The organism is Micromonospora sp. WMMD1155, assembly GCF_029581275.1.
Classification (GTDB): domain Bacteria; phylum Actinomycetota; class Actinomycetes; order Mycobacteriales; family Micromonosporaceae; genus Micromonospora.
This window is the reverse complement of sequence record NZ_CP120742.1, coordinates 3,736,101-3,752,880: the sequence shown is the minus strand read 5'-3', so window position 1 is coordinate 3,752,880 and position 16,780 is coordinate 3,736,101. Positions and strand designations below refer to the sequence as shown.

The 16,780-nt window shown below is 71.6% G+C and carries 12 protein-coding genes and 2 tRNA genes; 5 read left to right on the top strand and 9 right to left on the bottom strand.

Features of this window, described 5'->3' with window-relative positions:
- Positions 1-18: 18 nt before the first annotated feature.
- Positions 19-267, bottom strand: a complete 249-nt coding sequence (locus O7617_RS17195) for a hypothetical protein (protein WP_282256803.1) — start codon at positions 265-267, stop codon at positions 19-21.
- Positions 268-411: 144 nt separating this feature from the next.
- Between O7617_RS17195 and O7617_RS17190 the strand changes: the two genes are divergently transcribed.
- A complete protein-coding gene (locus O7617_RS17190) occupies positions 412-4,182 on the top strand; it encodes a S8 family serine peptidase (protein WP_282256802.1) in 3,771 nt (1,256 codons plus the stop codon).
- Between the two features lie 110 nt (positions 4,183-4,292).
- Here O7617_RS17190 and O7617_RS17185 read toward each other — a convergent pair.
- From O7617_RS17185 to O7617_RS17160, 6 genes are all read right to left on the bottom strand, one after another.
- Positions 4,293-4,366: transfer RNA gene (locus tag O7617_RS17185), tRNA-Met, on the bottom strand.
- A gap of 123 nt (positions 4,367-4,489) precedes the next feature.
- Positions 4,490-4,563, bottom strand: a tRNA-Met gene (locus O7617_RS17180).
- Between the two features lie 86 nt (positions 4,564-4,649).
- On the bottom strand, positions 4,650-5,573 hold the full coding sequence (locus O7617_RS17175; RefSeq protein WP_282256801.1) for a hypothetical protein: 924 nt from the start codon (positions 5,571-5,573) through the stop codon (positions 4,650-4,652).
- A 10-nt stretch (positions 5,574-5,583) separates the two neighbouring features.
- Positions 5,584-6,093 (bottom strand): SigE family RNA polymerase sigma factor, encoded by a 510-nt coding sequence (locus O7617_RS17170; protein WP_282256800.1) that lies wholly within the window; start codon positions 6,091-6,093, stop codon positions 5,584-5,586.
- A 185-nt stretch (positions 6,094-6,278) separates the two neighbouring features.
- Positions 6,279-9,284 carry a UPF0182 family protein gene (locus O7617_RS17165; protein ID WP_282256799.1) on the bottom strand — a complete coding sequence of 1,002 codons (3,006 nt, stop codon included), beginning with the start codon at positions 9,282-9,284 and terminating at the stop codon, positions 6,279-6,281.
- Positions 9,285-9,380: 96 nt separating this feature from the next.
- Positions 9,381-10,394 carry a PDZ domain-containing protein gene (locus O7617_RS17160; protein WP_282256798.1) on the bottom strand — a complete coding sequence of 338 codons (1,014 nt, stop codon included), beginning with the start codon at positions 10,392-10,394 and terminating at the stop codon, positions 9,381-9,383.
- A 184-nt stretch (positions 10,395-10,578) separates the two neighbouring features.
- Between O7617_RS17160 and O7617_RS17155 the strand changes: the two genes are divergently transcribed.
- Positions 10,579-11,802: a zinc-dependent metalloprotease gene (locus O7617_RS17155; RefSeq protein ID WP_282264765.1), complete on the top strand. Its 1,224-nt coding sequence runs from the start codon at positions 10,579-10,581 to the stop codon at positions 11,800-11,802.
- A gap of 272 nt (positions 11,803-12,074) precedes the next feature.
- On the opposite strand, the gene O7617_RS17150 is transcribed toward O7617_RS17155, so the two are convergent.
- A complete protein-coding gene (locus tag O7617_RS17150) occupies positions 12,075-12,683 on the bottom strand; it encodes a hypothetical protein (protein ID WP_282256797.1) in 609 nt (202 codons plus the stop codon).
- Positions 12,684-12,831: 148 nt separating this feature from the next.
- The gene (locus tag O7617_RS17145) at positions 12,832-13,353 is read right to left on the bottom strand and encodes a M48 family metallopeptidase (RefSeq protein WP_282256796.1); all 522 of its coding nucleotides are present in this window, start codon (positions 13,351-13,353) and stop codon (positions 12,832-12,834) included.
- Between the two features lie 514 nt (positions 13,354-13,867).
- On the opposite strand from O7617_RS17145, the gene O7617_RS17140 reads away from it, so the two are divergent.
- The 3 genes from O7617_RS17140 (at position 13,868) to O7617_RS17130 (ending at position 16,710) form a co-directional block, all read left to right on the top strand.
- Entirely contained in the window at positions 13,868-14,038 is a 171-nt protein-coding gene (locus O7617_RS17140) for a DUF5679 domain-containing protein (RefSeq protein WP_167457767.1), read from the top strand.
- Positions 14,039-14,245: 207 nt separating this feature from the next.
- A complete protein-coding gene (locus O7617_RS17135) occupies positions 14,246-15,367 on the top strand; it encodes a TOMM precursor leader peptide-binding protein (protein ID WP_282256795.1) in 1,122 nt (373 codons plus the stop codon).
- Complete coding sequence (locus O7617_RS17130; protein ID WP_282256794.1) at positions 15,364-16,710, top strand: AarF/ABC1/UbiB kinase family protein; 1,347 nt, start codon at positions 15,364-15,366, stop codon at positions 16,708-16,710. The genes O7617_RS17135 and O7617_RS17130 overlap by 4 nt, the downstream gene beginning before the upstream one ends.
- The last annotated feature ends 70 nt before the right edge of the window (positions 16,711-16,780 follow it).

The window sequence follows — 16,780 nt, the reverse complement described above, 5'->3', positions numbered from 1 at the left end:
CGTCGCCTGAGGCGCCGGTCAGCGGGGCGGACCGCCCCGGCGGTTGCGCATGAGACGCAGCACCAGGAACACGACGATCGCGATCACCACCAGGCAGCAGAGCAGCGGGAGGATCCCGAAGCCGCTGCGGCCGCGCCGACGGGCGGCCTCCACCACCAGTTCGCCGGTGCCCGTGGACGCCCAAGCCGCGACGGGCACGAAGACCGCCAGCACGGCCCCACCGAGGACCGCGCTGAGCCGGCCCCACCACCTACCGAATGAAGACATGTGCCCATCCTCGCCGAAGGGCGCAACCTCGGCACGTCGGTCCACGCCGAATCACGGGACCGAGATCGCGGGCAACGTCTCCGCAACGCCGCGGCAACGATGATGATCTTTACACGAATCTCCAGAGGTGATCGGATCTCATCCATGGTCAACTCTGTGAACAGTGCGCGGATCTCTCGCACCCGAAGATCTGCGGCGGCAGCGGTAGGCGTCACCCTCGTCGCCGCTCTCCTCACCCCGACGGCGGCGCACGGCGCCCCACCGCCACCGGCGACACCCGCCGCCACCGGCACCGCGCACCGCGCACCTGTCACGGTCACGCTGATCACCGGCGACCGGGTGACGGTGACCCCGGGCGTCAACGGCGCGACCCCCTCGGTGGACGTCACACGCCCGCCCGGTGCCACCGGCGCCGTGCGGGTCGCCACCGAGGGCGGGGACACCTACGTGTATCCCGACGAGGCGATGCCCTACCTCGCGACCGGCCGACTCGACAAGCAACTCTTCGACGTCACCCAACTGATCGCCCAGGGCTTCGACGACGCGCGGGCCGCCGAACTGCCCCTGATCGTCACCCGCGCCGCGGGCTCGACCACCCGCCGGACCAGCGCCACGCTGCCGGGCGCGCAGACCACGCTGGAGCTTCCCTCGGTCCGCGGCGAGGCGATCCGCACCCGCCGGGCGCAGGCGACCGACTTCTGGTCGGCCCTCACCGACGGTGGACAGTCGACGGCCGACCGCCGCGCCGCCACCTGGGCCCCCTCCTTCACGGCGGGCATCGCGAGGGTGTGGCTCGACGGCAAGGCGAAGGCCGCCCTCGCCGACACCACCGCGCAGGTCGGCGCACCGGCCGCCTGGGCGGCCGGCGGCACCGGCAGCGGGGTACGGGTCGCCGTCCTGGACACCGGCGTGGACACCACCCACCCGGACCTCGTGGACCAGGTGGTGGCGTCCCGCAGCTTCATCCCCGGCCAGGACGTGATCGACCGCAACGGGCACGGCACCCACACCGCCTCCACCGTCGCCGGAACCGGCGCCGCCTCGGACGGCAGGGAACGCGGCGTCGCCCCCGATGCCGACCTGGTGGTGGGCAAGGTCCTCGACGAGAACGGAAGCGGCTCGATCTCGGGGATCATCGCGGGCATGGAGTGGGCGGCGCGGACCGAACGCGCCAAGGTGATCAACATGAGCCTGGGCGTCAGCGCCTGGCACACGCAGGACGACCCGCTGAGCCAGGCCGTGAACCAGCTGACCGCCGAGACGGGCGCGCTCTTCGTCGTCTCCGCCGGCAACAGCGGCCCCGACCCGTACACCCTCGGTGCGCCGGGGACCGCGGACGCCGCGCTCACCATCGGCGCGGTGGACACCTCGGACCACCTGGCCGACTTCTCCAGCGTCGGGCCGCGCGCCAACGACGAGGCACTCAAGCCCGACATGACCGCCCCCGGTGTGGACGTGCTGGCGGCGCGCTCGCAGCACATCCCGTGGGGTGAGGGCTACTACCGGCTGGACAGTGGCACCTCGATGGCCGCGCCGCACGTCGCCGGGGCGGCGGCCCTGCTGGTGCAGAAGCACCCGACCTGGAGCGCGCGGCAGATCAAGGACGCGCTGATGAGCACCAGCGTCCGTACGCCCGACTACACCGCCTACCAGGCCGGGAGTGGTCGACTGAACGTGGCCGCCGCCTACCACCAGGACCAGGTCGTCGCGACCGGCTCGGTGGACGCCGGGCTCGTCCGGTGGGCTCCCGGCAGTTCACCGCAGCCGATCACCCGGAAGATCACCTACACCAACACCACGGCCGCCCCGGTCACCCTGGCTCTCGCCGTGGAGCACGGGGCCTCCTCCGCCTCGACGTTCACGGCGGCGGCCGACAGCGTCACGGTGCCGGCTCACGGCACCTCCACCGTCGACGTCGTGGTGGACCCGGAGGGTCTTGCGCCGGGCCGGTACTCCGCCCAGGTCACGGCCCGCTCCCCGACCGGGGAGGTGCACACGGCCGTCGGGGTCGCCGTCGAGTCCAAGAAGTACGACCTCACCATCCACCTGAAGGACCGCGCCGGTCGACCCGTGAGCGGTGAGGTCGAGGTCGTCAACGCCGAGACGGGCCGCACGTTCATGTGGGTTCCGGACGGAAAGCTCACCAGTCGCCTGGCCCCCGGCTCCTACACCGTCGTCGCCACGCCGGACGTGGAGGGCGTGAACGGGCCCAGTTCCCTGGGCCTCGCGATGCTGACCGCCCCCGAGGTCGACCTGACGACCGACCGGGTCGTGGAACTCGACGCCGCCCGGGCCCGTCAGGTGAAGGTGGCGACACCGCAGCCGACCGCCGTCGTCGACACCAGGATCGACGTCTACCGCTCCTTCACCTCCGCCGAGCCGACGCCGACGGACTGGAGCGCCCTGAAGGAGACCTTCTGGCCCGGTGCCACCTACGACAGCCTGTGGGCGCTCCCGACCAAGGGCAAGGTCAAGAAGGGCAGCTTCGTCCTGACCACCCGGATCCGCGCCGCACAGACGCCGCTGGCGATCAGCTACGAGGGCCGCGGCATCGGCGCCCCCCTCGTGCAGCCCGGCTCGTCCGCACTGCCCGACGGCACATCACGCCTGGACGCCGTCTTCGCGGGCGTCGGCGCTACTGCCGACTACGCCGGTGTGCCCGCCCGGGGCAGGGCCGTCGTCGTACGCGCCACCGACTCGGTGACCCCCACCGACCAGGCAGCGGCGGCGCACGCCGCCGGTGCGGCGATGCTCCTCGTCGTCAACGACCGGGCCGGTCGCCGGAGCGACTGGTACGGCAACCCGGACGGCGTGACGATCGGGCAGATCCCGGTCGCCTCGGTGACCACGGACCAGGGCGAGGCGTTGATCCAGAAGATCACCGCCGACCGCAGACCGGTACGGCTGGCCGTCGTGGCCCACCCGTCGGCGAGGTACCTGTACGACCTGGTCGACTACCACCGTGGCGGCGTACCCGCGGACCCCTCCGCCAAGACCGCTCCCCGCGACCTCGCCCGGATCGATCTCACCTTCTCCCCTCCCCCGGGGAAGCAGTCCAGCGAGAGCCGGGTGGACTTCCCGCCGTACGAGTACGGGGCGGCACGATCGTTCCCGTTCCAGCCGGTGGTCCCGGGGCCGCGTACCGACTGGGTGTCCGCCGGTGACGGTGTGAAGTGGATGCAGTACGCCGACGTCGCCGACTGGGCACGGTCCAACACGGAGGCGATCGCCTACCGGCCGGGCAGTGTGCAGAAGGACCGCTGGTTCGGCCCCATCACCCGGCCCCGCATGCTCAGCACCGAGATCCCGTTCCGGGGCGAGACCGCCATGAGCGCCTACCTCCAGGGGTTCGGCGATGCGGGGGCCGCGCACAGCGGCGGGGCCAGCATGTCGCAGATCGCCACGTTCTATCAGGGTGATAAGCAACTGACCCGATTCGACGGCTGGCCGGAGATCGGAGCGGGTGATCTGTCGCCGGAGAAACTGCCGTACCGGCTGGTCGTCGAGACCACCGGCAAGCCGGAGTTCAGCCCGTACTCGACCGCCACGCACACCGAGTGGCGTTTCCTCTCCGGCGGCGGCACGGAGGTGCAGGCCATCCCGCTGGTGCAACTGGACTACGGGACGGACGTGGACCTCGCGGGCCGGGCGAAGCGCGGCAGCGAGTTCTCGATCACGCCGGTGGTGGTGGGCAGCACCGCGGCCCGCGACGGGGTGTCCTCGCTGCGGCTGGACGTCTCCTACGACGACGGGAAGACCTGGCAGCGGCAGACCCCGAAGGAGAAGGACGGCACCTGGCGGGTGTCGGTGCACGCGCCGCACCGGGCCGAGTTCGTGTCGATCCGGGTGACCGCCGAACAGCGCAACGGTGGCGGCGTCACCCAGACCGTCACGCGGGCCTTCGGCCTTCGGTAGGACGCGCGGGGCCGGTGCCGAGCGGCACCGGCCCCGTCGCGGGTCTGCGTGGCACGCCGACACCAGAAAGCCCGACCCCCCACGAGTGGGGATCGGGCTTTCGTCAGTTGTAGCGGGGACAGGATTTGAACCTGCGACCTCTGGGTTATGAGCCCAGCGAGCTACCGAGCTGCTCCACCCCGCGTCGGCCCGTAAAGCCTAACCCATCCGCGTCGGCGATGATCAGCGGGGTCACCGACCGTTGCCGACGCACCGCCCGGAACGGTGAAAGCCCGCCCCCGGCGAACCGGAGACGGGCTTTCGTTCGTAGCGGGGACAGGATTTGAACCTGCGACCTCTGGGTTATGAGCCCAGCGAGCTACCGAGCTGCTCCACCCCGCGTCGGCTCGATAACCGTAGCGCACCACCCCCGGGCCCCGCAAAACGACGTTCGAATCCGGCGAGGCAGCCTCCCGACCGCACCGACGTCAGCCGAGCCAGGCCCGGATGGCGGCGACCGCGCGGCGACTGTCCGCGTCGACCTGGGCCCGCTGGCTGGAGGTGTTCTCCCAACCCTGCTCCCAGAGAATCGTCACCACGTCGCCGATCCGGATCGCCCGGACCAGCCGCACGTCCTCCACGCCGGTCGGATCGCCGTTCACGTCCTGACCCGGGCTGCGCACCTCGAAAAGCACCGACTCGTCGCCGTACCCGCTGTCGGCGAGCAGCCGCTGCGTGCTCCGCGACGGCGGATCGCCGCCCGGCCGCTTCTGCACCGGGCAGTCGCGCACCGCCTGCCGCAACTCCTTGAGCACGTCGTCGGCGCGCCCGGACCGGTAGATCGTGATGGAGTGCGCGTAGGTGCCGTCCGGGACGTACCCCTCACCCGGGTTCTGCGGCAGCTTGTAGATCAGCAGCCGGGTCCGGCGCTGCACCACCGTCTCGCTGGGGATGCGCGCGCCGCACAGGCCCGGCAGCGCGTCCAGGTCCCGGAACTCCGGCGCGATGCCGGTCCGGTTGGCCGGCGCGAGCGCGAAGAACGCCCGATCCGGGATGCTGGTCGGCGAACGCGGTGGCGCCGCGCTGGTGACCCGCGGCGACGCCGGTGTCGTGCCCGGGGAGCGGCCCGCCGTCGTGGGCGGGGTCGGCGGCGACGGCGACACGGCTGTCGCATCCGGCGTCGGTGACACCGGCGGCGACGGGAACGTCGGCGTGCCGGCCGGCGGGGGCACGGGCTTCGGCGACGGAACGGCGACCACCTGACCACCGATCATCACGCCCCCCACCACCAACGCCACGGCCACCGCGCCACCGGCCGCACGGAGACGGGCCCGACGGTCGGCCTGGTGCCGGAGCACGTCGGGGACGACCAGCTCACGGGTGTCCGCGTCGGTGGCGAGGGACCGATACATCTCAGACAGTTCACGCGACATCGCTGGCCTCCAGTTCCACGACGGCGAGATCGGGCAACAACGCGGCGAGCCGGGAACGGCCCCGGGAGAGCCAGGACTTCACCGTGCCGACGGGTACGCCCACCTCGCGGGCGATCTCGTCGACCGGCATGTCGAACAGGTAGTGCAGAGCCAACGCCTGCCGGTGGGTCGCCGGAACCTGACGCAGGGCCTGGACCAGCAGCACGCTGTCCTCGGTGGGCGGGGGGACCGCCTGCGGGGGTCCGGCCATCCGCAGCGCGCCGCGCAGGGTACGCAGCCGCCGCCAGCGGTCGGTCGCCAACCGGGCCACCACCAGTCGCAGCCACGCCTCCGGCGCCGGATGCTCGGACAGCCGCCCCCACTGCCGCCAGGCCCGGGTGTACGCCTCCTGCACCAGATCCTGCGCCTCGTTGTGGTCACCGGCGACCGCGTAGCCGTACCGCATCATCCGCCGCGCGGTGCCGCGGTAGAAGTCGTCGAAACTCTGCGCATCCCTCACGGCTGCTCCCCCTCGTCCCCACCCCGTTGCAAATGAGGACGGCGGACCGGTGTCCCAGGTTGCGGGCTGCGGCCACCTGTCGGCGAGGCGACAAACGGGTGCATCTCCGGACACGGCGAAGCCCCCGCCGTCCGGACCGATGCGGTCCGACGACGGGGGCTCCGATCCGCCTCCCGGCGGGTGGGTCAGCCTCCGGCGCTCGGGCTGGTACTCGGTGGCGGGGCGCCACCGGTGCCGGCGGCCTGCTGCGCCTGCTGGAACGCCGTCAGCGCCTCGTCCAACGTCTTGAGCGCGCGCCCGTACCGCTCGAAGTCGCCGGACGCCTGCGCGGCCCGCACCTCGGTGATCGCGGTCTGCACCCGGTCCGCGGCGGCGGCCAGGTCACCGGTCGGCGGCGGGGTGCCGGCGCTCGGTGTGGGCGTCGGCGTCGGCGTGGCGGTCCCGGTGGGCGTGGGCGTCGGCGTCGGGCTCGTCGGGTTGCCGCCCGGGGGCGGTGGCGGCGGCGCGCCCTGCCCGGCCTTCTTGCCCTGCTCGACCAACTGCTTGATGCCGTCGTTGATGTTGTCGGCGAGCGCCACGAAGGAGCCACCGTCACCGTAGGAGAGCAGCACCTTCTGCAACAGCGGGTACGCGTCCTGCTGGTTGCTCTTCACGTAGACCGGCTCGACGTAGAGCATGCCGTCGGCGAAGGGCAGCGAGAGCAGGTTGCCGTACTGCACCTGCGCCTGGTTGCTGGAGAGCAGGTTGAGCTGCTGACGGATGTTCGCGTTGTTGGTCATCTGCTGGTGCACCTGCACCGGGCCGGAGATCCGGGTCTGGTCCGGCAACTCCAGCACCTCCAACCGAGGCTTCCCGTCGACGTACGACCCGGAGATCAGCGCGGCGAGGTTCTGCCGGCCGTTCGGGGTGACCGCCGAGGTGAGCTGGAACCGAGGGCTCTCCTGCCCCGGGAACTGGGTGAACAGGTAGTACGGGGGCTGCTTCTGACCGCTGTCCGGGGCGTCCGGCACGTTGGGCACCTGCCAGAAGTCCTGCGCCGAGTAGAAGTCGCCCGGGTTGGTCACGTGGAACTTGGTGAGCAGGTTGCGCTGCACCTTGAACATGTCCGCCGGGTAGCGGAAGTGCTCGTTCAGCTCCACCGGGATGTCCGCCTTCGGCTTGACCAGGTCACCACCGAACGCCTTGTTCCACGCCTTGAGCACCGGGTCGGCGTCGTCGTACTCGTAGAGGGTCACCGTGCCGTCGTACGCGTCGACGGTCGCCTTCACCGAGTTACGCATGTAGTTCACGTTCTCCCGGGCCAGCTGGAACGTGCCCCGGTTGGTCAGCTCGTCGGTCGTCTCGGTCTGCAGGTTGACCCGCTCGGCGTACGGGTAGCTGGCCGCCGTGGTGTAACCGTCGACGATCCACTGCACCCGACCGTCCACCACCGCCGGGTACGGGTCGCCGTCCAGGGTGAGGAACGGCGCGACCTTCTCCACCCGGTCCCGCGGGTTACGCACGTAGAGCAGCTTGGAGTCGTCGTTGACCGCCTCGGAGAGGAGGAAGTTCGACTCCTGCTCCTTGATGGCGTACAGCAGGCGCCGGGCGAAGGAGCCGATCTCCACGCCGCCCTCGCCGGTGTAGGTGTAGGACTCGCCGCCACCCTCACCGACCGGCCTGTCGAACTCGGCCTTCTTGTTCGGGTCGGCCTGCCCGACGATCGCGTAGTCGTCCGCCGCCATCCGCTCGCCGTAGTAGATCCGCGGCTGCTTGGCCGGGATCTGCTCGGTCTGCGAGGAGCACGCCTCCTGCGTCTTCTCGCCGAGGAAGCCGGAGACGAAGAACGGCTGCCCGCCACAGACCACCTGGTTGGCCGGGGCGGCCACCAGCCCGTACCCGTGGGTGTAGACGGTGTGCCTGTTGATCCAGGTGTTCTGCTGGTCGGTCAGCTCGCCGTAGTTGATCTCCCGGACGCCGACCACGTAGTCGGAGACCTTGCCGTTCACCCCGTACCTGTCGATGTCCAGCTTCGGGCCGAAGTCGTAGAAGCCACGCACCTGCTGGAGCTGGGTGTACGTCTCGCTGACCAACTGCGGGTCGAGCAGCCGCACGTTCGGCACCACCGAGGTGTCGGTGGCCAGGCTCGCCGGTGGGGTGAGGTTGTTCGCCGCGTACGGGGTCGTCTCGGTGACCCCCAGCCCGAACGCCGCCCGCGTCGCGTCGATGCTGCGCTGGATGTACGGCGCTTCCTTGTCCTTCGCGCTCGGCTTGACCTCGAAGGTCTGCACCGCCCAGGGATAGATGCCGCCGATGGCCACCGCGGAGACGCCGAGCAGCGCCAGCGAGATGCCCGGCCAGACCAGGTTCCGCATCCAGGCGTTGGAGAAGACGATGATCGCGATCGCCACCACGATCGAGATGTAGGCCAGGATCTCCTTCGCCGGCAGCAGCGCGTTGACGTCGGCGTAACCGGCGCCGTACAGCTTGACGCCCTCGTTGTACTCCAGCAGCATCGCCCGCCGGTCCAGCACGTACGCGACGGCCTTCAACAGCACGAAGATCGCGACCAGACTGCTCAGGTGCGCGCGGGCCGCGTTGCTCATCCGGTCCCCGACGCCCTGCAGGCGGACTCCGCCGAAGAGGTAGTGCACCGCCAGCGCGCCGATCACCGCCAGCACCACAGCGGTGAAGGCGACCCCGAGCAGGTAACGCCAGAACGGCAACTGGAAGACGTAGAAGCCGATGTCCACCCCGAACTCCGGGTCCTTGATCCCGAAGTCACCGCCGTTGCGGAAAAGCATCCACTGGGTCCACCGGTTCTGCGCGGACAGTCCGGCGAAGAGCCCGACCACCGCGGCGGTCAGCGCGATCCAGGTGCCGAGTCGCGGGGTGAGCACCATCCGGTAGCGCTCCAGGGTGGCCTGCTCCACCGAGTGCGGACGCAGCCGCGGACGCAACCGGTGGGCCAGCCACAGGTTGCCGCCGACGATCACCGCCATGCCGAGGCCGACGGCGAGGAACAGCACCAGCCGGGTCAGCAGGACCCCGGTGAAGACCTCGGTGTAACGGACCTCGTCGAACCAGAGCCAGTCGGTCCACGCCTGGACACCCCACCCGAGCAGGGTGAAGAGCACGAAAACCCCGACCAGGACAGCGATGGTGACGCGCCCGCGCCGGCTCATCCTCGGGAGGGGGCTGCTGCTACGCATGACCACTGTTGGCTCCGCACGCTCGATGTGATCGGCTCCGACCAGGCACCCAGAGTACGGGGTGATCCTGAACGTGTCGGGGCGCGGTCACATCGGTCAGCATCGGGTCGGCTGACCGCCCCCGCGCAACGTCTCCAGGGCGGTCAATGCCTCGTCCAACGAACCCACCCGCAACAGGGGCAGATCCGGCTGCGGATTGCGGACCGCCTCGGCGCAGTTGTCCGCCGGAACCAGGAACACCTTCGCCCCGGCACGCTTCGCGCCGACGAGTTTCTGGGCGATCCCGCCGATCGGGCCGACCGCGCCCTCGTCGTCGATGGTGCCGGTGCCGGCGATGACCTGACCCCCGGTGAGATCCGCCGGGGTCAGCTTGTCCACGATCCCCAGCGCGAACATCAGGCCGGCGCTCGGCCCACCGATGTCCTCCAGGTCGATGCCGAGCGTGAACGGGTGCGGCTGCTGCTGGTCGATCTCGACGCCGATCCGGGGACGGCCGTCCTGCTCCCGACTCGTCACCGACACGGTGGCCGGCACGCCGTCGCGGGTGTAACCGATCGTCAACGCCGTGCCGACGGGCTTGGCCCGGACCAGCTCGGTGACCTTCGTGGCCACCGGCACCGGCTGACCGTCGACCGAAGTGATCACGTCGCCGGCCTTGAGCGCGCCGGCGGCGGGGCCGTCCCCGGACACCGTCTTGACGACCACCTGCACCGGGAAGCCCAGCTCCCGCAGCGCGGCGGTCTCCGCGCTGGTCTGCGACGCCTTGAAATCCTCGGCGTTACGCTGCTCGACCTGCTCCGTCGACTCCCCGGGCGGGTAGACCAGCTCCCGTGGCACCACCGCCTCGTCGTCGGAGAACCAACCCGCGATCGCGCCCCGCAGCCGGACCGTGGGCTGCACACCCACCGTGGTCAGCCGCAGTTGCCCGGCGGAGGTCGAGGTCTCCCGCCCGGTGACCTGGATGACCTCCTTGCCGTCGGCTGTGCCGAGGGTGTTGACCGTCGGGCCCGGCCCGAGCACCACGTACGGGATCGGAACCCGGAGCACCCCGATGCTCAGCAGGGCGGTGAACAGGGCACCGAGCAGGACCGTCAGGCCACGACGTCTCATGCCGCAGAGCGTACCGACCGGTCGGGTGCCGCCCGCCGGATGCGCCACGCGACTTCGCCCTCAGCGCAACGCCAGCGGCGGCTACCTGGGGCGCGGCCCGCGTACCGTAGACGTCGTGCCTGATATTCCGTTCGGTTTCGCGCTCCCGGGTGGGCAACCACCAGACCCCAACGATCCCGCGCAGATGCAGCAGTTCATGTCGCAGTTGCAGCACCTGCTCTCCGCGCCGGGCAGCGGGCCGGTCAACTGGGACCTGGCCCGGCAGGTAGCAGCCAGCCAGCTCGCGGCCGCCGGCGACCCGGCGGTGTCACCGTATGAGCGCAACGCGGTCGAGGAGGCGCTGCGCCTGGCCGACCTGTGGTTGGAGCCGGCTTCGGCGTGGCCGTCGGGCATCCAGTCCCCGGTCGCCTGGAACCGCAATGAGTGGATCTTCAAGACGTTGGACGTGTGGCGCAAGCTCTGCGACCCGGTCGCCAGCCGGATGGTCGGCGCGATGGGCGACCTGGTGCCGCCGGAGGCCCGCGCCCAACTCGGTCCGATGCAGTCGATGGTCGCCACCCTCGGTGGCGCCCTCTTCGGCGGCCAACTGGGCCAGGCCCTCGGTTCGCTCGCCGCGGAGGTGCTCTCCGCCGGCGACATCGGGCTGCCGCTCGGCCCGGCCGGCACGGCCGCGCTGATCCCGGCCAACATCCGGGCGTACGGCGAGGGCCTGGAGCTTCCCGAGGACGAGGTCCGCCTCTACGTGGCCCTGCGTGAGGCCGCCCACCAGCGGTTGTTCCAGCACGTCCCGTGGCTGCGCGGGCACGTGCTCAGCGCAGTCGAGATGTACGCCTCGGGCATCCGGGTCAACCGGGAGGCGATCGAGGAGGCGATGGGCCGGGTCGACCCGACCGACCCGGAGTCGATGCAGGCGATCGCGCTGGAGGGGATCTTCACCCCGGAGGACAGCCCCGCCCAGAAGGCGTCGCTGGCCCGACTGGAGACCGCGCTCGCCCTGGTCGAGGGCTGGGTGTGCCACGTCGTGGACAGCGCCGCCGGCGACCGACTGCCCAACGTCGTCCGACTGGGCGAGGCGTTCCGCCGTCGCCGGGCCGCCGGCGGGCCCGCCGAGCAGACCTTCGCGGCACTGGTCGGCCTGGAGCTACGCCCGCGCCGACTCCGCGAGGCGGCGGCACTCTGGGCCGCGCTCACCCAGCACCGGGGCATCGAGGGCCGCGACGCCGTCTGGGGCCACCCGGACCTGCTGCCGTCGGACGACGACTTCGCCGACCCGGTGGCGTTCGCCATGAACGACATGGACCTGAGCGAGCTGGACGACTTCGACTTCACCGCACCCGGTGGGGCCGAGGAGAAGCCCCCCGGCAAGCCCGACGAGACCGACGGCCGGGACGACGACACCAAGGCGTGAGCCTGGGCCCTGACGCCTGAGCGTCGACCCCGGGCGTCCGCGCGTTGTGGCGGGCGCCCGGCGCGCACGTCGCCGTCGAAGTCTGAACGCAGCCAGGGCCGGCGGTGCCCCTCGGTCACCTCCGTCGGGGGGCGGACGGGGTCATGGGCGATATACCTCAGAGTCATATTCATGCCTCTGAGGTATATCGCTCACCAGCACATCGACATGGTGGGCCAGCCCTCGTCCTGGGTGAGGGCCCGGCTTGCCGAGAGCTGGCTGGTCGGCGAGTGTCAGGCGGGGCGGCCCGAGCCGGAGAGCAGGGCGCGGGTCGCCTCCCACCCTTCGAAGGCCGGGTCCAGGGTGGCCAGGTCGGCCGGGCCACGCAGCCGTCGCCAACCTGCGGTGACCGCGACGTCCCCGGGTCGAGGGGCACCGGACCGCACGTCCGCCGGCGTGGCCGTGTCCAGGTCCAGCGGAGGCACCCAGCCCGGCACCGGCAGTCGTACCGCCATTCCGAGCAGTCCCGCGCCGCCGCCATCGACCGGAGCGACCGCGACGGGTCGGGTGGTGAGCGGTCGCAGCAGCTTGCCGACGGTCAGCGCGGGGAGGTCCGGCACGTCGCCGACCAGCACCGCCGCCTGGTCGTAGCCCTCCAGCGCGGCGAACACCGCGTTCGGCGTCGGCTCGGCGACCTCGTACACGGTCGTCCCGGGCCAGACCACCGAGTCGGCCAGAGCCCGGTCGGCCGGGGTGACCGCGACCGCCACCTCCACCTCGTTGAGCGTGGCGAGCAGGTCGATGACGTCCTCCGCGAGAGCCGCCCGCCATTCCGCCGGGTCGACGCCCGGCGGCGACCATCGGACCGGCCCGAGCAACGCCACTACCACCCGTCGTGCCACCTCCCGACCCTAGCGCCCGCCCCTCCGCTCCAGATCCGCGACATGGGGTGTCCGCGACGCCGGATACCCCCAGGTCGGCGATCTGGAGTCGATCAAGGAGGGTCTGACTCCAGCGGGCCGCCGCACGGGGCGGGGCCTACGGGACGGGTCAGGGGGCGCAGGAGGCGGCCGCCACGCCCTCGAGGTAACCGCGGGCGCGTTCCGCCCGGGGATAGCGGCCGACCAGCGCCCAGAACCGGGCGTTGTGGCTGGGCACGATGAGGTGCGCCAACTCGTGCAGCAGCACGTAGTCGATCACCCAGTCGGGCATCTCCTGGACGCGGTGCGAGATCCGGATGCTGCGGTCGGCGGGCGTGCAGGAGCCCCACCGGCCGTTCTGGTTGGTGACCCAGCGGACGCTGGCCGGAACCGCCTTCGACGCGTACTCGGCGAGGTGGAGGTCGATGAGCCGGCCGGCCCGGGCCAGCAGCTCGGCGTCGGAGCGGGCCAGGCGCCCCTCCCGGGCGGCGAGCCGGGCGAGCATCCGGTCGACCCACTCGCTCTCCTCGGCACGGGAGAACTGGTCCGGGATGAGGACGACGACGCGCTCACCGTCACGGTACGCGGACACCGTGCGTCGTCGGCGCTGGCTGCGCCGTACCTCGACGACCGGCTTGCGCGTCCCCGCCATCACTGGCCCGCGCAGCCTCGGCTACGTGTCACGAAGGAAAGCTAATGCCCACTGACCAGGGGTCCGCAAGAGTCAACCGCGCGACACGCGCCCAGAAAGTGGTGATTGGTCGCCAGGAGTCCGGAAAATTTCTTGACAGCGACGCCGTCGAACCATCTCGTCACCCTTCGTGAACGCCGATGGCGGCATGACGCGACGTCCTCTCACCGTAGGTGATCACCGTCTGGGATGCCGCCGCAGGGGCACCCGCACGGGTGGCTGTGAGGGTTTGGTCGGCGTGTCCCCGCCAAACTGACTTATCCGGCCTATTTCGCCATGCACACTCTCGACGTCGACTTGCTCACAGTGTCGATGCACAGCTGACATGGAACTGCCCAGACCTGGGTAGGGTCCGCGGACCAGCGGTCACGAGGGTGGCCGCGGAGTGAGACCCAGCGCCGGCGCCCCGTGTGGCCCGCCGCCGGGCACCCCCGCCGGGACGGCATCGACCGGCGGACGAGACGAGGAGGGCACCGTGGCCGACCAGGCCCAGACGACCTACAACGGTTACTGCGTGAAGTGCAAGGAGAAGCGGGACTTCGAGGGGCACGTCGAGGTCTCGAAGACCGGAATGAACATGGCCAAGGGCAAGTGTCCGGTATGCGGTACAACAGTGAACCGCATTCTGGGCAAGGCCAAGGTCTGACCCGTACGGCTGACGGGGGCGGGGTGGCCGGTGGCCACCCCGCCCCGTTTGCGTCCCGGGCCGTCCACGGAGTGTGTCGGGTGACCGACAGCCGCCTCGGAAGGCTGTGGAAAACCCGGCGAACCCTGTGGACAACCCTGGACACGGGCTCGGGCGCCTGTGGACAACGATCGACCGAACGCGAAGACGCGATCACGATCAGCGACCATGAGACGTACCGCACTGCCCCGCCCCACACTGCTGCCCGGTCTCAACCGGCTCTGGCGGGACCGGCACACCCTGCAGCTCGGCGTCGGGCCGGGGCCCGCCGTGCTGCTGGAGTTGGCCAACCCTCGGGCCGCCCACCTACTCGACCTGATCGACGGCACCCGCAGCGAGCGCACCGTGCTGGCGCACGCGGCCAGCGTCCGGGTCACCGCCGACGAGGCCCGTACGCTGCTCGACGCCCTGCGTACGGCCGGGCTGTTGGTCCCTGCGCACAGCCTGCTCCCCCGTGACCTCGTCGGCCCGGTCCGCGCCCGACTGGCGGCCGAGGCCGGCGCTCTGGCCCTGGCCGCGGCCCGACTGCCCGGCACCCCCGCGCAGGTCCTCCGCCGACGGCGGGCCGCCCGGGTGGCGCTCATCGGCACCGGGGCGTTCGGTGGTTCGTTGACCGTGGCGTTGGCCCAGGCCGGCGTCGGGCAGGTGATCCCCCAGCTCACCGGCCCGGTACGCCCCGTCGACCTGGTCGGTACCGGCATCCCCGCCGCCGAGCTGGGCCACCCGCTGGCACCGGCGGTGCGCGCTGCCGTCAACCGCGTCGCTCCGGGCACCGGCACCCGGTCGGGTCGGGGCGGTCGGGGCGGTCGGGTGGACCTGGTCATCCAGCTCGGCACGGATCGGCCACCGGCGCTGCTCGCCGCCGGCCTCGCCCAGCGGCGGCAGCCACACCTGCTGGTCACCCTTCGCGAGGGCGTACCGGTCGTCGGGCCGCTGGTCCGCCCACCCGCCGGGCCCTGCCTGCACTGCGTCGAGCTGCACCGGGCCGACCGCGACCCGGACTGGCCGCGCCTCGCCGCGCAACTCGCCGCCACCGATCCGGTCGCCGCCGGAGCGACCAGCACGCTGCTCACCGCCATCGGGTACGCGCTGGCCGAGGCGCTGACGCAGCTCGACGGCGGTCAGCCCGAGACGCTGGGCGGGGCGATGGAGATCACCGGTGCCGGTCGTTTCCGTCGTCGAGGATGGCCTCCACACCCGGCGTGTGGGTGCTCCCGGGGGCGGGTGTCCGCACCAGCCCGGCCGCAGACCAGCAGCGGAGCCCTCCGGTCGGTAACAATGACCGGGTGACCGACATCCCGCGCCGCGCCGTGTCCCGCACCGCCAAGCTCGCCGCCCTACCGCTCGGCTTCGCCGGCCGGACGGTTCTCGGCATGGGAAAGCGCGTCACCGGGCTCGCCTCCGACGTGATCTCCGCGGAGATCCAGCAGCGCACCGCCGAGCAGCTGTTCAGCGTGTTGGGCCAGCTCAAGGGCGGGGCGATGAAGTTCGGTCAGGCGCTGTCGGTCTTCGAGGCGGCGCTGCCGGAGGAGATCGCCGCGCCCTACCGCCAGGCGCTCACGAAGCTCCAGGAGGCGGCGCCACCGCTGCCGGCGGCCAGCGTGCACAAGGTGCTGGCCGAACAACTCGGCCCCGACTGGCGGGACTTGTTCGTCGAGTTCAACGACACTCCGGCCGCGGCGGCCAGCATCGGCCAGGTGCACCGGGCCCGGTGGCGGGAGCCGGGGTTCGACGAGTCGGGCGCACCGAACGGCCGCGACGTCGCGGTCAAGATCCAATATCCGGGTGCCGGCGAGGCACTGCTCGCCGACCTCAAGCAGCTCTCCCGCCTGGGGGGCATGTTCCGGGCCATCCAACCCGGCCTGGACGTCAAGCCGCTCCTTGTCGAGTTGCGCGAGCGGATCACCGAGGAGTTGGACTACGAGCTGGAGGCCGAGTCGCAGCGGGCCTTCGCGGCCGCGTACGCCGACGACCCGGAGATCTACATCCCGAAGGTCGTCAACGCGGCGCCCCGGGTGCTGGTCACCGAGTGGGTGACGGGCACCCCGTTGGCCGACATCATCCGCGAGGGCACCGAGGAGCAGCGCGACGAGGCCGGTCGGTTGATGGCCACCCTGCACCTCTCCGCGCCGCAGCGGGCCGGGCTGCTGCACGCCGATCCGCACCCGGGCAACTTCCGGCTGCTGCCCGACGGGCGACTCGGTGTCATCGACTTCGGCGCGGTGGCCCGGATGCCGGAGGGCACGCCGGAGCCGATCGGCCGCATCGCCGCGACAGCCCTGCGCGGCGACGCCGACGAGGTGGTGCAGGGGCTTCGTTCGGAGGGCTTCATCGGCTCCGCCGAGGAGGTCGACGCCGAGGGTGTGCTCGACTTCATCCGTCCGATGCTGGAGCCCATCGCGGCGGACGGGTTCCGCTTCACCCGGGCCTGGCTGCGGGCCGAGGCGGGCCGGCTGGCCAGCCCCCGCTCCCCCACGTACCAGCTGAGCCGGCAGCTCAACCTGCCGCCGTCGTACCTGCTGATCCACCGGGTGACGCTCGGCTCGATCGGGGTGCTGTGCCAACTGGAGGCGAAGGCCCCGTACCGCAGCATCCTGGAGCGCTGGCTGCCCGGCTTCGCGCCGGTCGCCTGACGACGTGACGAAGGGCGGGTGCCGGTCGGCACCCGCCCTTCTGCGTGGGGTGGTACTAGAGAACGCCCAG